This window comes from candidate division KSB1 bacterium (assembly GCA_022566355.1).
Classification (GTDB): domain Bacteria; phylum Zhuqueibacterota; class JdFR-76; order JdFR-76; family DREG01; genus JADFJB01.
In genome coordinates, this window is sequence record JADFJB010000015.1 from 34,261 (window position 1) to 50,322 (window position 16,062).

General features: G+C 36.0%; 15 protein-coding genes. 3 read left to right on the forward strand and 12 right to left on the reverse strand.

Translation table 11 applies throughout. The features are described from left to right. Nucleotides 1-9: 9 nt before the first annotated feature. A complete protein-coding gene (locus tag IIC38_04640; protein MCH8125230.1) occupies nucleotides 10-1,221 on the reverse strand; it encodes an aminotransferase class I/II-fold pyridoxal phosphate-dependent enzyme in 1,212 nt (403 codons plus the stop codon). Nucleotides 1,222-1,369: 148 nt separating this feature from the next. Here IIC38_04640 and IIC38_04645 point away from each other — a divergent pair, with 148 nt between their 5' ends. Next, nucleotides 1,370-2,356: an NAD-dependent epimerase/dehydratase family protein gene (locus tag IIC38_04645; GenBank protein MCH8125231.1), complete on the forward strand. Its 987-nt coding sequence runs from the start codon at nucleotides 1,370-1,372 to the stop codon at nucleotides 2,354-2,356. A gap of 18 nt (nucleotides 2,357-2,374) precedes the next feature. On the opposite strand, the gene IIC38_04650 is transcribed toward IIC38_04645, so the two are convergent. The 4 genes from IIC38_04650 to IIC38_04665 all read right to left on the reverse strand — a co-directional run bounded on the left by IIC38_04650 (nucleotide 2,375) and on the right by IIC38_04665 (nucleotide 4,710). Then, complete coding sequence (locus IIC38_04650; protein ID MCH8125232.1) at nucleotides 2,375-3,010, reverse strand: hypothetical protein; 636 nt, start codon at nucleotides 3,008-3,010, stop codon at nucleotides 2,375-2,377. A 346-nt stretch (nucleotides 3,011-3,356) separates the two neighbouring features. After that, nucleotides 3,357-3,671, reverse strand: a complete 315-nt coding sequence (locus tag IIC38_04655; protein ID MCH8125233.1) for a YbjQ family protein — start codon at nucleotides 3,669-3,671, stop codon at nucleotides 3,357-3,359. Then, entirely contained in the window at nucleotides 3,668-4,132 is a 465-nt protein-coding gene (locus IIC38_04660) for a hypothetical protein (protein ID MCH8125234.1), read from the reverse strand. The genes IIC38_04655 and IIC38_04660 overlap by 4 nt, the downstream gene beginning before the upstream one ends. Continuing rightward, a complete protein-coding gene (locus IIC38_04665) occupies nucleotides 4,129-4,710 on the reverse strand; it encodes a sigma-70 family RNA polymerase sigma factor (GenBank protein ID MCH8125235.1) in 582 nt (193 codons plus the stop codon). Before IIC38_04665 ends, IIC38_04660 begins: the two co-directional genes overlap by 4 nt. A 225-nt stretch (nucleotides 4,711-4,935) precedes the next feature. Here IIC38_04665 and IIC38_04670 point away from each other — a divergent pair, with 225 nt between their 5' ends. Then, nucleotides 4,936-5,496 (forward strand): hypothetical protein, encoded by a 561-nt coding sequence (locus IIC38_04670; GenBank protein MCH8125236.1) that lies wholly within the window; start codon nucleotides 4,936-4,938, stop codon nucleotides 5,494-5,496. A gap of 23 nt (nucleotides 5,497-5,519) precedes the next feature. On the opposite strand, the gene bshA is transcribed toward IIC38_04670, so the two are convergent. The 3 genes from bshA to IIC38_04685 all read right to left on the reverse strand — a co-directional run bounded on the left by bshA (nucleotide 5,520) and on the right by IIC38_04685 (nucleotide 7,951). Next, nucleotides 5,520-6,644 carry an N-acetyl-alpha-D-glucosaminyl L-malate synthase BshA gene (gene bshA / locus IIC38_04675; GenBank protein MCH8125237.1) on the reverse strand — a complete coding sequence of 375 codons (1,125 nt, stop codon included), beginning with the start codon at nucleotides 6,642-6,644 and terminating at the stop codon, nucleotides 5,520-5,522. Nucleotides 6,645-6,703: 59 nt separating this feature from the next. Continuing rightward, nucleotides 6,704-7,543: an arsenic efflux protein gene (locus IIC38_04680; GenBank protein MCH8125238.1), complete on the reverse strand. Its 840-nt coding sequence runs from the start codon at nucleotides 7,541-7,543 to the stop codon at nucleotides 6,704-6,706. A 195-nt stretch (nucleotides 7,544-7,738) separates the two neighbouring features. Continuing rightward, a complete protein-coding gene (locus IIC38_04685) occupies nucleotides 7,739-7,951 on the reverse strand; it encodes a zinc ribbon domain-containing protein (GenBank protein ID MCH8125239.1) in 213 nt (70 codons plus the stop codon). Between the two features lie 264 nt (nucleotides 7,952-8,215). Here IIC38_04685 and IIC38_04690 point away from each other — a divergent pair, with 264 nt between their 5' ends. Further along, nucleotides 8,216-10,546 (forward strand): ammonia-forming cytochrome c nitrite reductase subunit c552, encoded by a 2,331-nt coding sequence (locus IIC38_04690; protein ID MCH8125240.1) that lies wholly within the window; start codon nucleotides 8,216-8,218, stop codon nucleotides 10,544-10,546. Between the two features lie 385 nt (nucleotides 10,547-10,931). Here IIC38_04690 and IIC38_04695 read toward each other — a convergent pair whose 3' ends face one another. From IIC38_04695 to IIC38_04710, 4 genes are all read right to left on the reverse strand, one after another. Beyond that, nucleotides 10,932-11,813, reverse strand: a complete 882-nt coding sequence (locus IIC38_04695; GenBank protein MCH8125241.1) for a hypothetical protein — start codon at nucleotides 11,811-11,813, stop codon at nucleotides 10,932-10,934. A 42-nt stretch (nucleotides 11,814-11,855) separates the two neighbouring features. Beyond that, a complete protein-coding gene (locus IIC38_04700; GenBank protein MCH8125242.1) occupies nucleotides 11,856-12,713 on the reverse strand; it encodes a hypothetical protein in 858 nt (285 codons plus the stop codon). A 92-nt stretch (nucleotides 12,714-12,805) separates the two neighbouring features. Then, on the reverse strand, nucleotides 12,806-15,124 hold the full coding sequence (locus IIC38_04705) for a TonB-dependent receptor plug domain-containing protein (GenBank protein MCH8125243.1): 2,319 nt from the start codon (nucleotides 15,122-15,124) through the stop codon (nucleotides 12,806-12,808). Nucleotides 15,125-15,171: 47 nt separating this feature from the next. Continuing rightward, nucleotides 15,172-16,062 (reverse strand): GWxTD domain-containing protein (locus IIC38_04710; protein ID MCH8125244.1); only part of this gene is annotated, 891 nt, incomplete at its 5' end.

The following is a 16,062-nucleotide window of genomic DNA, read 5'->3' on the forward strand; positions in this document are numbered from 1 at the left end:
TAACACTGTTTACGAAACATTAGTCATATCAAGTTCTTTAATTATGCCAAGTTGTGAACCAATTTGAGAAAATACTTCGAGTACTTGATGCAATTCATCTTTTGTGTGTGTTGCCATATAACTTGTCCTAAGAAGCGCCTTTCCAGAGGGTACCGCCGGGCTAACAACCGGATTTACAAAAATACCATTGTCAAAAAGTAACCGCCAAAAAGCGAATGTGTTGGCGTCATCGCCAATAATTACCGGAATGATAGGGGTTTCAGTATTTCCAATATTGAATCCAAGTCGTGTAAATCCCTCTTTCATTATTTTGACATTTTCCCAGAGTCTTTCACGTCTTTCGGGTTCAGATTCAATAATATCCAGCGCTGCAATGGTTGCAGCTACAGCAGCCGGAGGCATACTAGCTGAATAAATAAGGGCACGCGAGTGGTGTTTAATATAATCCAAAACCAGTTTATCACCTGCTACAAATCCACCAATTGATGCAAAAGATTTGCTGAATGTACCTGTGATTAAATCAACTTCATCATCCAGGCCGAAATGAGAAGCCGTTCCTCGACCTGATTCCCCAAAAACACCTATGGAATGAGCATCATCCACCATAATTCTTGCATCATATTTTTTGGCTAATTTACAGATGCGAGGCAAGTCAACGATATCACCGCCCATGCTAAAGACCCCATCCGTTACAATTAATTTTCCGACATTCGAATTGGCTATATTAGCCAGTATTCTCTCCAGATCAGTCATATCATTATGTTTATACTTAAGTATTTTACTGAACGACAATCGGCAGCCTTCTAAAAGACTGGCATGGTTTTCTCTATCAAATACGATCGTATCACGTTTGCTGCCAAGGGGGGAGATCACACCTAAATTGGTTTGAAAACCGGTTGAAAAAATTAGTGCAGCCTCTCTCCGCATAAATTTTGCAAGCCTGTCCTCAAGCTCTTCATGGATATCAAGCGTTCCATTTAGAAACCGGGATCCGGTACAACCACTTCCATATTTTTCTACTGCCTTAATCGATGCCTCGATGACATGTTCATGTTGGGTTAAACCTAAGTAATTATTCGATCCGATCATGATTAAATGTTTACCATTTATTTCCACTGTATTAGCGGCACCTGAGTTAATAGGCTGAAAGTAAGGATAATAGCCTTCTTTTCTCGCTTTCCTGGCATCAAGATAATTAAAACACTTGCTGAAAATATCCAAGGCTATCTCCTGAGATTAAGGATAATATTTTCGAAAAAATAAATTGCATAAATTTAACAAAATGATAACTTAAAATCAACTCACAAATCACGTATATCATTATGTACAGTAGATAGTCCATGGCAAGGTTACAAAATTAATACTTATTATGTCGAGTTTAACAATAGGATTAACTGGCGCCAATGGTTTTGTAGGAAGCCATATTGCTGAATCCTGCCTTAAAGAAGAATTTCAACTAACTTGCTTATTAAGAAAAACAAGTGATACAACTTTCATACGTGATTTGATTTATACCAGAGTAACAGGTGACATTAACGATGAGAATGCACTTTCCAGGTTTGTCCGAAATCAAAATATAATAATTCATAATGCCGGTTTGACAAAGGCCAAAAATGAATCGGAATATATGGAGGTCAATGCCAATGGCACAAAAAATATACTAAATGCGATCCTCCAATTTAATCCAAAAATTCGACGATTTATCCTAATCAGTAGTCAGGCTGCAGTAGGTCCAACATCATCTAGCGAACCATTAGATGAGTCCATTCCCAAAAGACCCATAACCGCTTATGGCAGGAGTAAAGCGCGTGCAGAAGAAATATGTCAGGAATATTCTAATAAAATCCCAATAACGATTATTCGTCCACCGGCGATTTTTGGCCCCCGGGAAAAAGATATTTATGAATACTTTAGAATCATTAACAAAGGTATTCAACCTGTAATCGGTCAGGAAAATACATTTAGTGTGGTTTCTATTCAAAACCTCGTAAAGGGAATCTTAATATCGATTCATAAACAAAATAAAAATCTTGAGTGCTATTTCATAACGGATGAAGGAGATTACACATGGGACCAGTTCTCCTCAATGATTGCTGATCAGCTTAATAAAAAGCCAATAAAAATAAAAATCCCGAATTGGATAGTTATTATTATGGTCGGTATAAATGAAGTCTATAGCAAGATATTTAAGAAAGCTGTGTTACTGAATAAGGAGAAATTAAAGGAAATGAAGCAAACTCGTTGGGTGGTAAGCAGTCAAAAAGCAACCAAAGAATTGGGGTATAGACCCGTATTAACGACTAAACAGGCGATTGCAATAACTGTAGATTGGTATAAGGAGAATGGATGGCTATAAATATTACAATAAACTTTACTAAGAACCCGATAATACAATATTAAGTTTTTTATTAATTCTTTTTACCTCAGATTCACTTCCGACTTCATCATTTCTAAGTTGATAAGATTTAACAAGTAATATCTGCAATATTTTTTCTTTATCTACTTTGGTTCTGTAGAGGTAAACTTTGTTCCTTCTGTTTAAACCACTCATTTCAATTTGAAATACATTGAATGGCGTTATAAATGAAAACAAATTTTGAGGAGAAATTATCTTTCTTTCAACCATCCCCAAATTTACCATCCTACTCAATTGCCGGCCAAAGTTTTCAGCTGTAACTAAGTATGTTGAATCAAGAGAAGCATATAACTTCAGGTTTGTTGCCGTTGATTCTCCCCAAAGCTTCTTTAGAACTTCTAGCTGCAAATTACTTGGGATCAAATTATAGCGGAAGCCTTGTTTTTTTTCCCAATCGGAAGTTTTTTGAAATTGTGATAAAATCTGTGCAGGAGAAATCAACAAATTCTGACTGCCACCGCCTGATCTTAAGTCTAACGACTTTTCCAACTTCGATTTATAAAGCTCAGGAAAGATAGGATATAACGCTTCATACTGCTTTAAATAAAGTGCCTTGGTATTAAATTTCAAACCAAGGTCTGATTGATTCTGCATGGTTTTCAATAAATCAAATTTGGCCAGGTACAATCTGTATAATAAATTTTCGTAACTAGATTGTATGATAACCGAATCTTGTTCGGATTGATTAGTTCCAGGGATAATATCCTGAGAGTATAAACTTGTGACAATAAAACTCTGATGACACAAAATGATCAAACAGAATAAGAGGTATGTCTGAATAGATGTGAGGTAATTTTTCATTAAGATAGTTTCAGGTTCTTATACCTTTATTAGATTTAGAACGCAAACGATTTATATGAAAATATTATATTTTATACCACTATCTACCAAGAAAGATTCTCACAAACCTTATTAATATCTCATAAAGGGAAATACCCCCTTACTCTACCACAACTGCAGTACCATATACCATTATCTCAGAAGCACTTGACATCATATAACTCGTTGCAAAGCGAATTCCAACAATTGCGTTTGCACCTAATTCTCTGGCTTGTTCAAACATGCGATCCAGCGATTGCTCACGGGCCTCAGCCATCATTTTTGTATAATCTTCGATTTCTCCACCGATTATATTTTTGAAGACAGCCGCAATGTCCCTACCAATATGACGAGCACGTATTGTATTCCCTTGCACTAACCCTAAATGTTTGACAATCTTTTTAGTGTCAATTGAATGTGTGGTAGAACAAATCATTTCAACACCTCCTTATATCGTTCATTTCGCCATAGGAATAGCTTTTCTCTAATTATTGAAATAAATAACAAGACCATTCCTAGCATCACTACATAAATACCGAATTTTATCAAAAGTGGAATTTCGGTGGCTTCCCAAATATTAATAATTAAGGCATATAGTCCATATGTCAATAGTACTGATGCTCCTATTCCAAAAAGTAGCCAAGCAAAGTTACGCTCAATTCTATTATAAATACTTTGCCAATAAGTTAGCCAAATTTCTTGATCAGGTTCTTTTAATTTCATGGTTTGCGTCACCTCCTTTAATATCAAGAATTCTTTATATTCTTTCTGTAAATCCGGATATTTATTGATGAGGGTGTCTAACTCTATTTTTTCTTCAGTAGTAAATTCTCCATCGACTAACGCCATCATTAGGAGCCGACACTTTTCTTTTTCATCAATATTTTTTTCATTCATAGTTTACCGCGCATTTCTTCTGCTAATTTTTTTCTGGCATAATATAATCTAGACATGACTGTCCCAACCGGGCAATTAAGCAACTCTGCAATTTCTTGATAACTATTGTTTTGGAATTCTCTTAAAATTATAATTTCCCTATCCATTTCCGATAAGTTATAAATTGCGCTCCAAAGATACTCTTTTAACTCCTTTTGTTCATAAACTTCATCCGGACGGCCAAGTTTGTCATCACTCATATAGGTAATTTCATGTTCTGGTAATTCGGAGAAACTATAAGCCGTTTTCTTACGGTTTCTCAATAAATTGAAACAAAGATTGCGTAGAATTTGATAATACCAGGTAAAAAATTGCTTCCCGGACTCAAAACGTTTTATTGCCCGGAAAGCTCTTACAAATGCTTCTTGAGACATATCTAATGCATCTTCATGAGATCCGACAAATCCCAGTGCAACATAATAAGCTCGCTGCATATATCTTTTCACTATTATACCAAAAGCCTGTTTGTTCCCTGACTTAGTAAGAGATATAAGTCTTTGATCATCAAGTTTTTCAAAGACCGTATTTTCAGTTGTCAAATTTGATACCAGCTCAATTTCCTTTTATTCAATGGTTTTTTAATAGCCTCATTAAATTAACGAATTAGACGAATTTTGACAAGGCCTATTCAATCAAAAACAAAAATGAGTTTGATAAACAGTAGAAAACTTTTCCAGATGAAAAAATGGTATTAAACGAAATACACACAAATGACGAATATAAAACTATAATGATCTTGTATTGGATAAAAAGAGGAAGTGGCGATGTTTAGGGAAAATAAAGATCCTAATGAAATGCTGACAAGTTTTTTTACCCGTTGGCTAACAGAAGCTTTTTCAGATGTTCAAATATTTGATAGAAATGCTGTTTTATACATAGCAGAAATATTGGGTCATTTTGCCAATTCTGAAATACTCCATAAAATTCAGAATTTACAACAATTGAAATCAAATACTATTGTCGAAATGCTAATCCAGGCCGAGGACAAAAGTCAACCATCAGAACCGGGCTTTGATCCATTTGGAGAAAGAAATATCCGTAAACATGTAGCAGATTATACATTGTTTATGACCGGCATTTTCAGAGAATATATTGAAAAAATCGGAATTTTAGATTTATACTTTCACGAAGGTAGGAATTCTTACAAGCAAGTATACGAATTTGATAAAAGTATTTCAAAACCCAAAGCCGGCATTTTCGAACAACTTCATACAAATTTCGAACAATATTCCAGCGGCATAAATTACATGAAAAAAGTTTATTTTGATGCTAAAATGCCTGTTAATACCCCTCGGGACATCCTTAAAACCATTTACCTCAATTAGATTTTTAAAATAGGATAAAAATCCTATTCCTTACCTGACAGAATTCTTTCATAGTACTGCAGGTAATGTGAAATGTGAGTTTTTGAGGAAAATTTTTCTATGACAACCTTTCGAGCATTTCGACTAAATTGTTGATGTAATTCCGTATTTTCGAGTAAGCGAATGGCACTTTCCGCCATGGCTTCGATATCTCCCACCCGATGAAGAAATCCTGTCTTTCCATGTTCAACCACTTCGGGGATTCCTTCGACATTTGTTCCGACTACCGGGACTCCACAACTCATAGCCTCTAAAGCAACCAGACCAAAACTTTCTTTTTCACTCGTGAGCAAAAACAAACAGGCATCTGCCAAAATGCTTTCTACATAATCCTGGTTTCCTAGAAAGTGAACTTTGTCTTGGACGCCTAACTGTATGGCAACATCATTTGCCGCATTGCGATCTTGTCCTTCCCCGACAAGGAGTAATACGGATGGTATTTTCTTCTGAATCATAGCAAAGGTACGAATCACATCCGGCAATCGTTTTAGTGGACGAAAATTTGATATATGGACTATTATTTTTTCCTTATTTGGAGTGTAACATTGGCAATGATTTTCCGAATTGGGCGAAAATCTTTCAGTATCCACAAAGTTATAGATGACTTCGATTGGATGTTGAATCTTAAATTGTTCTATTGTTTTTTCCTTTAGGAAATTAGAAACTACCGTTATTCCATCGCTAGCTTCGATACTGAATTTAACAAGATCATAATATGAACTGTCAGTTCCCACTAAAGTGATATCTGTTCCATGAAGGGTTGTTATTATTTTAGGTTCATTAGGCATTAGCATTTGCTTGGCCACATAGGCGGAAAATGCATGTGGAATTGCATAATGCGAGTGAACAATATCCAATTTTGCTGATTTCGCAACTTCCGCAATTTTATTGATCAATCCAAGCTCATAAGGTGGATGCTTGAATAAAGGATAAGATATCAAATTCACTTCATGGAAAAATAGATTTGGATGGAATTGTCTGAGTCTGAATGGGACTGAATAACTTATAATGTGAACATGGTGGTCTTCGTTCGCAAGTGCAATTCCTAATTCTGTGGCCAATACTCCACTTCCACCATGGGTAGGGTAACAACAAATACCAATATTCATTACATCCTCATAATTTTGCTGATTAATTTTATTAAAATAACTTATGAAACCATATTCAATTATAGTCCAAACAAATAAACAGAGCCACCAATAATTATGCTCAAAATAAATTTGTACAGTTTGATTAAAGACGCATCTCGAATAGAGTAAGACACAAGCGGTAAAATGCCATGCCCTTCCTGGCTTATTGTATTGGCAAGCAAAACGGAAAACGGGATAGTACTATCCGCAAAAAGAAAAACAAAAATGAATTGAGGTCCGGAATCAGGAATAAGACCGATTAATGATGCCAGGAATAAAACCCAAAGCTTATTCTCCCTCACAAACAAATCGACATCCCAGAAATGAAAAGCAAAATTAAGGAATAAAAATGCACCCAACATCCAGATAAAAATTCTGAATAGATGTCTTTTTACGATATGATGCCAAATATGATCGAAAAAATAATGTTTAACACTTCTTTCATCTTCATGTACTTCTTGTAGTTGGCATTCAGTTTGAATTGGCAATTTCAAACGAGTAATGATCCATTGAATTAACCCGCCGCCCAATAACCCGATAATAATCAAACAAAAAAATAAAACCAGGGCAGCATAAGGGAATTTGACGATCATAACTAAAGCAGCATCACCACTTGAAGCGATCAAAGCAGTAGTCAAAGCGCCAATTCCAACAATCCCATGGATATACATAGATACAGACATAAAGCCGCCAAAACAACCGGGAATTACGCCAAGCATTGAAGTAAATACGTATGGCCTCCATGCTTTCTTTTGAATCATATTATGCAAGGTTCCCCGGGAGCGAATATTAATCAAATCCAAAACAACCATCATTAAAAATATATATAGGCTGATTTCCAGGCTTTCTCGCAGTGATTTTGTTATGATCTCTATCATCTGTCTAATTTTCAAATGATTGGTTGACTAAAAGCTTATGAATTATATGAATTTCGATATCAAGTTGCAAGGAGGCCGCGGCTAAGCGTAGGCATAGGATAAAATTCCTTGATCCTAACAACTTTGAATAGAAACGAAATTTCCGAATTAATTAATTTGAAACTGGTGGGTGTAAATATTTGATCAATCGGTAAATTAATTACAACCGCAACTGCCGCCACAGCATCCTTGCGAACCATTACCAGCAACGCTGGCTGACTCATAAGATGTAGAAGCAAATGTTGAAAAAAGCTTCTTCGTCTCTTTTGATCTGCACTTCGGACATTCAACCGAATCCAAGCCGGAAGATGTGTGAAATATCTCGAATTCTTTTTGGCATTCTACACATTTATATTCATAAATAGGCATATCAATAATCCATAATCTTATAGCTTTTAATTTCCAATTTTTCTCAAAGGAGTAACAAATGTATTGTCATAAAATGCTAACTATCCGAGGCCAGAATCAAGATAAAAACCAGTATAATTAATTTTCCTTATTTTCGTAAGTCAATAAGTCTACTAATTTTATTGTTTTAAAACAAGAAATTAACTATTATTTTTTTTTACATATGAAGATGAGTGACGAGAATCCTGTAAGATCAAGTTAATACAAAACAAGTCAAATTAGGAAATGAAAAAAAATAGAATACGGCACAAAAAATCCAAAGAGTTAGTTCAGTCTAAAAAAGTTCAACCCCGGGAAGTAAAACCAAAGGTTAAACTAACTAATCTAAAAAAAACGACAATAATCGTCGGTGTGATTATCATAATCGTTATTTCTGCTTTTTTAATTTCTGACTTTTCTAATTTAAAAAGATTAATCACAGGTGAATTTGGCAATTCAATTGCCGGTTTAGATGATTTAAATTATTTTCCAGATCCGCAAAAAACTTCAAAAACAAAAGGACCCAGGTTTGAAGATTTTACCGGAGCAGAGTCTTGTATGAAATGCCACAAGGAACAGTATAATTTATGGTATAATTCCACTCATGGTAAAGCGGGAGGAACGCCAGATAAAGTAAAAATCATTAGCTCATTTGATACAACCTTAACCTATGGTGACGCAATCGTTACTCCTTCCAACGAACAAGACCATAAATTCACGATAGAACTAAGCAACGGTCAGAGAATAGAATATAATATTGATGCAGTAATCGGTGGTGGTCATATGGTAGGAGGAGGTACCCAAAGCTATTTTTCAAAATTCCCGGATGGCAGCTACAGATTCCTTCCGTTCGATTTTAGCAAGCAGGAAGACCTCTGGTTCAGCCAGATCAGGAGAAATAACAATTGGTTTCCGGTCAATGGCGAGCTCTTTCTTGCTGAATTGAGTGACTGGCCACCACAGCGCATTCTGGGAACCGAAAACAGCTTCACTAATTGTCAAAATTGCCATGGCAGCCAAATTATGGTAAACTACAATCTGAAAAAGAAAAAATATGAAACAAAGTTCACAAGCCTCAAAATCAATTGCGAATCTTGCCACGGTCCCGGTAAAAGGCATATTGACTTGATGAATTCAAAAACTGCGAATGAGCTTGAAGATATCGGATTGGAATCTTTGAAAACCATCACAAAGGACGAGTCCTTAAACATTTGTTTTCAGTGCCATGCCGTCAAAGATCCCATCAAACCAAATTATTTACCGGGAAAAGCCCTGGAGGAATATTACTCATTAAAACTGCCTATCCTTGCGTCAAATCCTTATTTTGAAGATGGGCGTGTACGGCGTTTTGCATACCAACAGAATCATTTATTCAGCGATTGCTATCTCAATGGTTCGATGACATGTGTGGATTGCCATAGTCCACATTCTAATCAGTATCGTGACATAAATGGTCAAAAGCTTATCGGAAAATTCGCTAATGGCCAGTGTTTATCCTGCCATCCAAGCAAAACAGAAAAACAAGAGGCTCACTCACGACACAAGCCTGACTCAAAAGGAAATTTGTGTGTTACTTGCCATATGCCTTTTCTTCAGCATAAAAATGTTGGCGAGCATATTACTTTTACGAGATCGGATCATACAATACCTATTCCGAGGCCTTCTTTTGATAATAGTATAGGTATTGAAGATGCATGTCATCAATGTCATAAGGATAAAAGTATCGATTGGCTTCAAGCAAAGGTAGATGAGTGGTATGGCGAGCTAAAACCTCACAAAGAATCTATTGCAAATTTATTCGATTTGGATACAATTAACGACCGAAAAAAAGGTGCTGAAAAGCTGCTATTTGTAAATGGGAATCACCGAATGGCACAAACTATCGGCCTTAGTTATTTTGTAAAAACATTTCTTTCTCCCGATATGCCGCACCTTGAGAATGAAATTATTGATAGACTCAAGAAATTGGTTGATAATAAGGATTTGGATATTAAATCTCTTGCATTAATGATTCTGCATATGACGAGCGGTTTTAAACCGGAAATACGAAATTATCTAAAAGATCAATTAAAAAATCAAACTGGGCAAGAGCATGCTGTTAGGGCTCGTTGGGCATTAGCTATGGATTACCTCGGATCCGTGTATGCTCAAAAAAACCAATTTGACAAAGCCATCCAAATGCATAAAAAAGCGTTGGAAATTACCCCGGATGATCCCTTTATTTGGGTGAACCTGGGCAATTCTTACGGCAACAGGGGATTACTAAACAGAGCAATCAACTGTTTTATTAAGGCGTCAGAAATTAAACCCGATTATGAAACCGCTTTAATTAACCTGGGATCCGCTTATCAACGAAAGGGGAAAAAAGAAAAAGCATTTGATGCATTTCAAAAAGCAACCGATGTTAAACCAGTGAATCCTGAAACTCATATTTCTTTAGCCCGGGCTTATCTGAACTCAGGAGATATGGAATCTGCAATCGAAAAATTAAAATTGGGGTTGGAACTCATTCCAAATGATCCAACAATTATTGATTTTCTAAATAACCTGGTAGCAAATCGTTTAAATGTAAATTAACCTGGATAATTCATGAATCATATTTTTAAGCTTAAAACTTCCAATTATGTCATCCCGTCGCTCGACGGGATCCATTTCCATACATATGAAAAAGCAGAATGTTAATCATGAGAATAGGGTGAAATGATCTTTTATCAGATAACAGTTATAAGGTTTATGAATAGGTCAGGTTAATGAGTGTCTGAACGAAAATTCATCATTTGTCATTTCGACAAAGCCCTTGGGCTGCGTTCAGGATAAACTCCACAAGGAAAAATCTTTTCTTTAAAAACATGTTAAGACATCAGAATTATAGAAACTTATAAGATATCTCTCCCGTCTAGCGGGATCGAAATGACAGTATGTGGCATACGCAAGGAGTTTTCGCTCAAACACTAATTATTCGTTAGTCTTTTTTTGGATAATCAAGGACTCGAAAATCGCCACCCACTCGCCTGTAAGGTATTTTCAAAAAATTCTTTCCGATAACTTCAGCGTCGACCGCAATCGTCTTAATTAATTCTTGTGGTAAATTATCGTGCTCTATCAAAAAATACGGAATGACTTCATAAGCCCCAAGAGGTAAAAATAATTCTCTAAAGTTAGTACCATTAAGTTGAAAAATCATCCGACGGCTTTCAGGCTCAGTTCCAATAACATCGTATGCCCTGGTTGATGCACCAATATCCGGAATATCAACAAAAATTTCTTGAGTTTCCCGATTCCTTAATAGGACTGCACCCAACAAACCTCCAATTGATTTGGGGTAAATTACAGTCACTGAATCGAAAGTTGCTTGTAGAGTGACTTGCACATCAATCTGTCCCTCATACCAATTAGGCACCCATTGCGGTTCTACCAAAGTCAATATATCCAAAATCTTATGCATTTGAATTGTATGTGTTAAAGAACCCTGATTATTTAAGTCTCCCTCGCCATATAAAAACAATCCATTTCTTACAGGTATGCTGACAGTTTTTATTTCATAATTAGCTACATAAAAATAAAGTTTAAATATCCCATTTAAACTTGATGTAGATTCACTTAATTCTTTTGGTATCTCAATACTAAAAACCCCCGACTCATCAGTTCTGGTGCTTAAATCAAAACCTTCTAACCAAACAAATATATTATCATCAGGCGATGTGTTCAATAAATCTACTGATCCTCTAATAATTCTAGGTTCGGGTGCTATATCAGCCTCAAAGGGTGACTTCGTACAACTTAATTGATAGCTAAAAACTAACCCAATGATCAAAACCCCTAGAAATAGTCTATCAAATTTCATAACAACACCTATAAATGTTATTGCTTATAATCGGTAAATCTACTACAATTCCTGAATAATTACAAACATGCCTCCTTCTCTTTTGAAGGGTATTTTAAGAAAGTTCGGGCCAAATGTTTCAGCTGCTGAATCAATACTCGCAATTAATTCCACCGGTAATTCATCCTGAATAATTAAAAAATAAGGTATAATTTGATAAGTACCATTGGGTAGTAACCCTGATGAAAGGGTAAATCCATATTTCAAGATTTCTTCCTCATTCCCAATTTTATGGTTTGATAACACAAAACTATTATTATTATTTAATACAATCGGATTAACTTGACCATCGCGACTAAAAATGATTGCACTACGCGATCCCTCTATTGATTTTGGTAAAACCACTTGTACCGAATCTTGCATTGCTTGAAGAGTTACTAAAACCTGGATAGGACCTTCATAATTTCTGTCAACAGTATCCGGGTTTACATCAGTTTTAATTCTAAGTAACTTTACTAAAGATTTGGTTCCAACTAACTTGCCTTTATTATCTAAATCGCCCCTGGATAATATAAATTTTCCTTTATTCACAACAAGACTTGATGAAGATAATTTATAATTAGCAACATAATAAAATAGTCTGAAAATCCCATTTTCTAATGAGTTTGACTGCGGCAATATGAGTTTAAACTCTCCATTTCCATCAGTAAAAGTATTTAATTGAGTATCTTCAAGCCAAATATAAACTCCACCTGGATTTTCATTTTCCGATAGTTTTACAATTCCTTCTACCGTCTCGGATGAATTCTCTTTAATTTCTTCACCAAATGGGCTGTCCGAACAACTTAAAATCCAAATAGCCATCCATAGAAAAAGCAAAAAATATGTTTTATGATATTTTCGATTCATGGTTTGTGACATATTCTAACAAAATCTGCCTATAATAAGGACTAATTCTTTGGAATGTTTTTTAAGTTTATCAATAGCATTTAAGAAGTTTTTTATGAAAAAACCTAATATTGCATTCCCATCGTGACATAGAAGCGCCGATCACGAATTGCCAATCCTTCTAAAATAACATCTTCACTATTCAATAAATTCCGGCCACTTGCATTAACAAACAACTTCAATTTGGCAATTTCAAATTGTTTACTCAAATGCAGATCTAAGTTTGAATTTGAGGGTAAAGCGATTTCACCAAATCCCGGTTGATTTGGATCAGCAGGTTGAGCGCTGGTCGATAGCCGCAACCACCCAATTTGTTCCCCCTCTTTAAACCAATGCAATTGAAAAGAATAGCCCATATGGTCTATAATTAAATTAAAAGTGTGTTTAAAATCCGATTTAAATGGAAAAGCTGCCTTTTCAGAAATCTTATATTTAGATAAACCGTACTGCAATGTAATTTTCTTTTTATACATGTAAACACTGGCTTCAGCCTCAAGACCTGAAATATCTGCATTTTTAACGTTATCATAAAAAGTAACTGGAATTCCCGGTGTTACTGACAATCGAAATTTATTTTCATAATTATTACTGAAATAATTACCGGATATATTCCAGCCATAGATAACCGGCAAACCTCGAAATTCTCTTGCCACATTGAATCCCACTTCAATACTCCGATTTTTTTCCGGTTCAAGGCTTGGTTGAAACCTAGCTGAAGTTAAGGACAGGGGTGAACTGATCTGTTGAAAAAGTGTCGGAAATTTGACATTAGAACCAACATTTAAATAACTATCAAAAGACAGAAAATCTTCATATCCGGACAAAGCGATAGAAAATTTAAAAACATTTTCATTCCATTTATTTCCATTAAATTGACCGATTTCATCTTCTTGTGAATTGTCTTCTCCTCTAAATATCGGGTTCTCTTGTTCATCTCTTACACGATCGTGTCGAAAACTTACATCCATATTAAAAGTTTTGAGGAAACCAGATTTTAATTCGTCATGTAATTTTAGAATCGATACAAATCCATGATGTTGTCTTTTTAGATCTGCAGATTCCAGGCCAATCTGCTGCAAATTCGGGGAATCGATTTTATCTGTAAAATCGAGATTAGCGATTCGAAATTGATAGGCAGAAAGAAATTCAACCAGACCAAATTTAGTTCCCTTCTCAATATCGAAATAGATTGACTGATCATCTATGGAGCGCTCTAATTCTCCTTGAACAAATAGAACCTGGTTTTCATCAAGTTTACGATAGGATGCAGAGATATCGAGTCCTTTTAATTTCCCGGTTTGTTGCGTATATTTTAATGAACCCATTTGATGATTGTTGTCCAGAAACTCACTATCTCGTAAATTTTCATAATCGAGAGAACTTGAAATCCACATAAAACTCAATAAGCTTGCTGGTCTACCATCTGCATGCTCTGCAAAGCTGTAACTTAAGTTTGCTGTGTGGTGCGTTGATTTATTCTCAAGACCACTATCATCATCCCCTTCACGATCAACAAATTCCCTTTTGGCGCCGCCTTGTTTAAAACTGTAGCCTCCTTGCAAATTATTGTATTTTTGATACAGATGTAACCCCCAATTGCCGGACCGATATGTTCCCAACCGTTGCTGAAACCTGATTGTATAATCTTGTTGGATTTTAGGTACAATATTAATAACCCCGGAAAAAGCTTCCGGCCCATAAAGGGCTGTATTGCTGCCTTTTATAATTTCAAAACGATCTATGTCCTCAAGATCAATGAGAGATAAATCGAAAATGTTATCATAATTGCTATTCATTTTAATGCCATTATAAAGAACAATCACTTCATCCGAATTGCCGCCACGAATTGAAATTGTTTTCCTGCCGCTGAGTTCTTCTTCAACCTGGATACTATGATCAGTCCGTAATAAATCACCAGCATCTACATAACCACGGATTTCGAACGCTTTAGAATTCATAATAGCTATGGGTTGCGGTAAATCCTTGGCAATTTCCAATCCCCTGGGTCCTTCCTCTTCAATTGCTACTCCCTGTAGTTGAATGACCCTGGGCTGTAAATAAACGAACTTTAGGGTTGTAAGGGAATCCATTGATAAAATTACTTTATTGTATGCAATGTGTTGGAAAATGATGTTGCTTTTTGAATATTGTAAAGATATTGTAAGAGTAAATTTACCGGCATGATTACTGGTAGTGCCAACTTGAGTACCTTCTATAGTAATATTAACTCTGCTAACTTCTTTATATGTATTTTCATCGCGAATCTGACCGGAAATAGTAATATTCTGTAAATTGACTTTCCGGTTAATTTGAGATAAAGAAATTGAAGTTAGAAGAAAAACAGAACTTATTACAAACAGGAGTGGTGATAATTTAGATTGCATAACTTACCTCTAAACTTTGTTGGAGTTAAAACTTACACGTAAATTCACTATTGAAGATAACGCCGCCAGCCATCATCCATGAATTCGCCACGTTTGGTCGAATGCACCAACTCTAATCCACTGTACCCGCGATCAACAAAGACAAATTCCACACCACTCTCGATCTTGAAATATCGCCAAACTTCGTAGGGTTTGCTGTCAGATTCGCTGGGAATGCGTTCAATTTCGTCCGGTTGGGCATAGATTAAGAATATCCGCCCCCGGTCCGTTTGCCAGCCGTCCTTGCCCATGGAGCGGTACCTCGCGTTGGCGCCCTCCACGCGTGCCAGGTATTCGTTTCGCATAATCGGAGGAAATTCACCGCGTCCTTCAGCGGTCCTAAGCCAAAATTCATACATAAACTTACTCTTTGCTCCAACTGATTCTAACTGCTTGAACATTTCCATCTCCAATTCCGTAGCGACATAACGAGCCACTTCAAACTCATGATTCAACTGTTCATCGGATAAACTGTCAAAACTTGCTTTGCTGTGAGCCAGGGGATCCAATAAGGCATGCAAATGGGGATTGTAGATGAAAAAGTATTTATCGGTCTTGATGACTTCGTTTCCACTGCTATCCAAAAGTGAAAACCGAAAGTTGTATTTCCCAGACTGGTATGCAGTAACTGGGGTTGTACCAACTTCGATTGAATCCTTATGCTTGAAAGTCCTCTGTTTGGTTTTTTTCCGTATCGACCTGCCTTCTGAGTCAAATATTTCAGTACTCACAGTATAGGCGTGCATCGGCTTTGCATTGTAAATTTCAATATAATGAGTTACGACCGGAACCGTCGTTGCACCAAATATCAAAATGGGATACGGTACGACCTCTAGCGTGTTTTTATAGAACAGGTTATGCTTGTTAGGGGAGGAATCGACCGGTTTGCACAACGCAAG

Excerpts from the sequence above, each read along its gene's own strand:
- IIC38_04660 (MCH8125234.1), bottom strand. The coding sequence starts at position 4,132 with ATGAATGAAAAAAATATTGATGAAAAAGAAAAGTGTCGGCTCCTAATG.
- IIC38_04650 (MCH8125232.1), bottom strand. The coding sequence starts at position 3,010 with ATGCAGAATCAATCAGACCTTGGTTTGAAATTTAATACCAAGGCACTT.
- IIC38_04695 (MCH8125241.1), bottom strand. The coding sequence starts at position 11,813 with ATGAAATTTGATAGACTATTTCTAGGGGTTTTGATCATTGGGTTAGTT.
- IIC38_04655 (MCH8125233.1), bottom strand. The coding sequence starts at position 3,671 with ATGATTTGTTCTACCACACATTCAATTGACACTAAAAAGATTGTCAAA.
- IIC38_04645 (MCH8125231.1), top strand. The coding sequence starts at position 1,370 with ATGTCGAGTTTAACAATAGGATTAACTGGCGCCAATGGTTTTGTAGGA.
- IIC38_04690 (MCH8125240.1), top strand. The coding sequence starts at position 8,216 with ATGAAAAAAAATAGAATACGGCACAAAAAATCCAAAGAGTTAGTTCAG.
- IIC38_04685 (MCH8125239.1), bottom strand. The coding sequence starts at position 7,951 with ATGCCTATTTATGAATATAAATGTGTAGAATGCCAAAAAGAATTCGAG.
- bshA (MCH8125237.1), bottom strand. The coding sequence starts at position 6,644 with ATGAATATTGGTATTTGTTGTTACCCTACCCATGGTGGAAGTGGAGTA.
- IIC38_04680 (MCH8125238.1), bottom strand. The coding sequence starts at position 7,543 with ATGATAGAGATCATAACAAAATCACTGCGAGAAAGCCTGGAAATCAGC.
- IIC38_04670 (MCH8125236.1), top strand. The coding sequence starts at position 4,936 with ATGTTTAGGGAAAATAAAGATCCTAATGAAATGCTGACAAGTTTTTTT.
- IIC38_04705 (MCH8125243.1), bottom strand. The coding sequence starts at position 15,124 with ATGCAATCTAAATTATCACCACTCCTGTTTGTAATAAGTTCTGTTTTT.
- IIC38_04700 (MCH8125242.1), bottom strand. The coding sequence starts at position 12,713 with ATGTCACAAACCATGAATCGAAAATATCATAAAACATATTTTTTGCTT.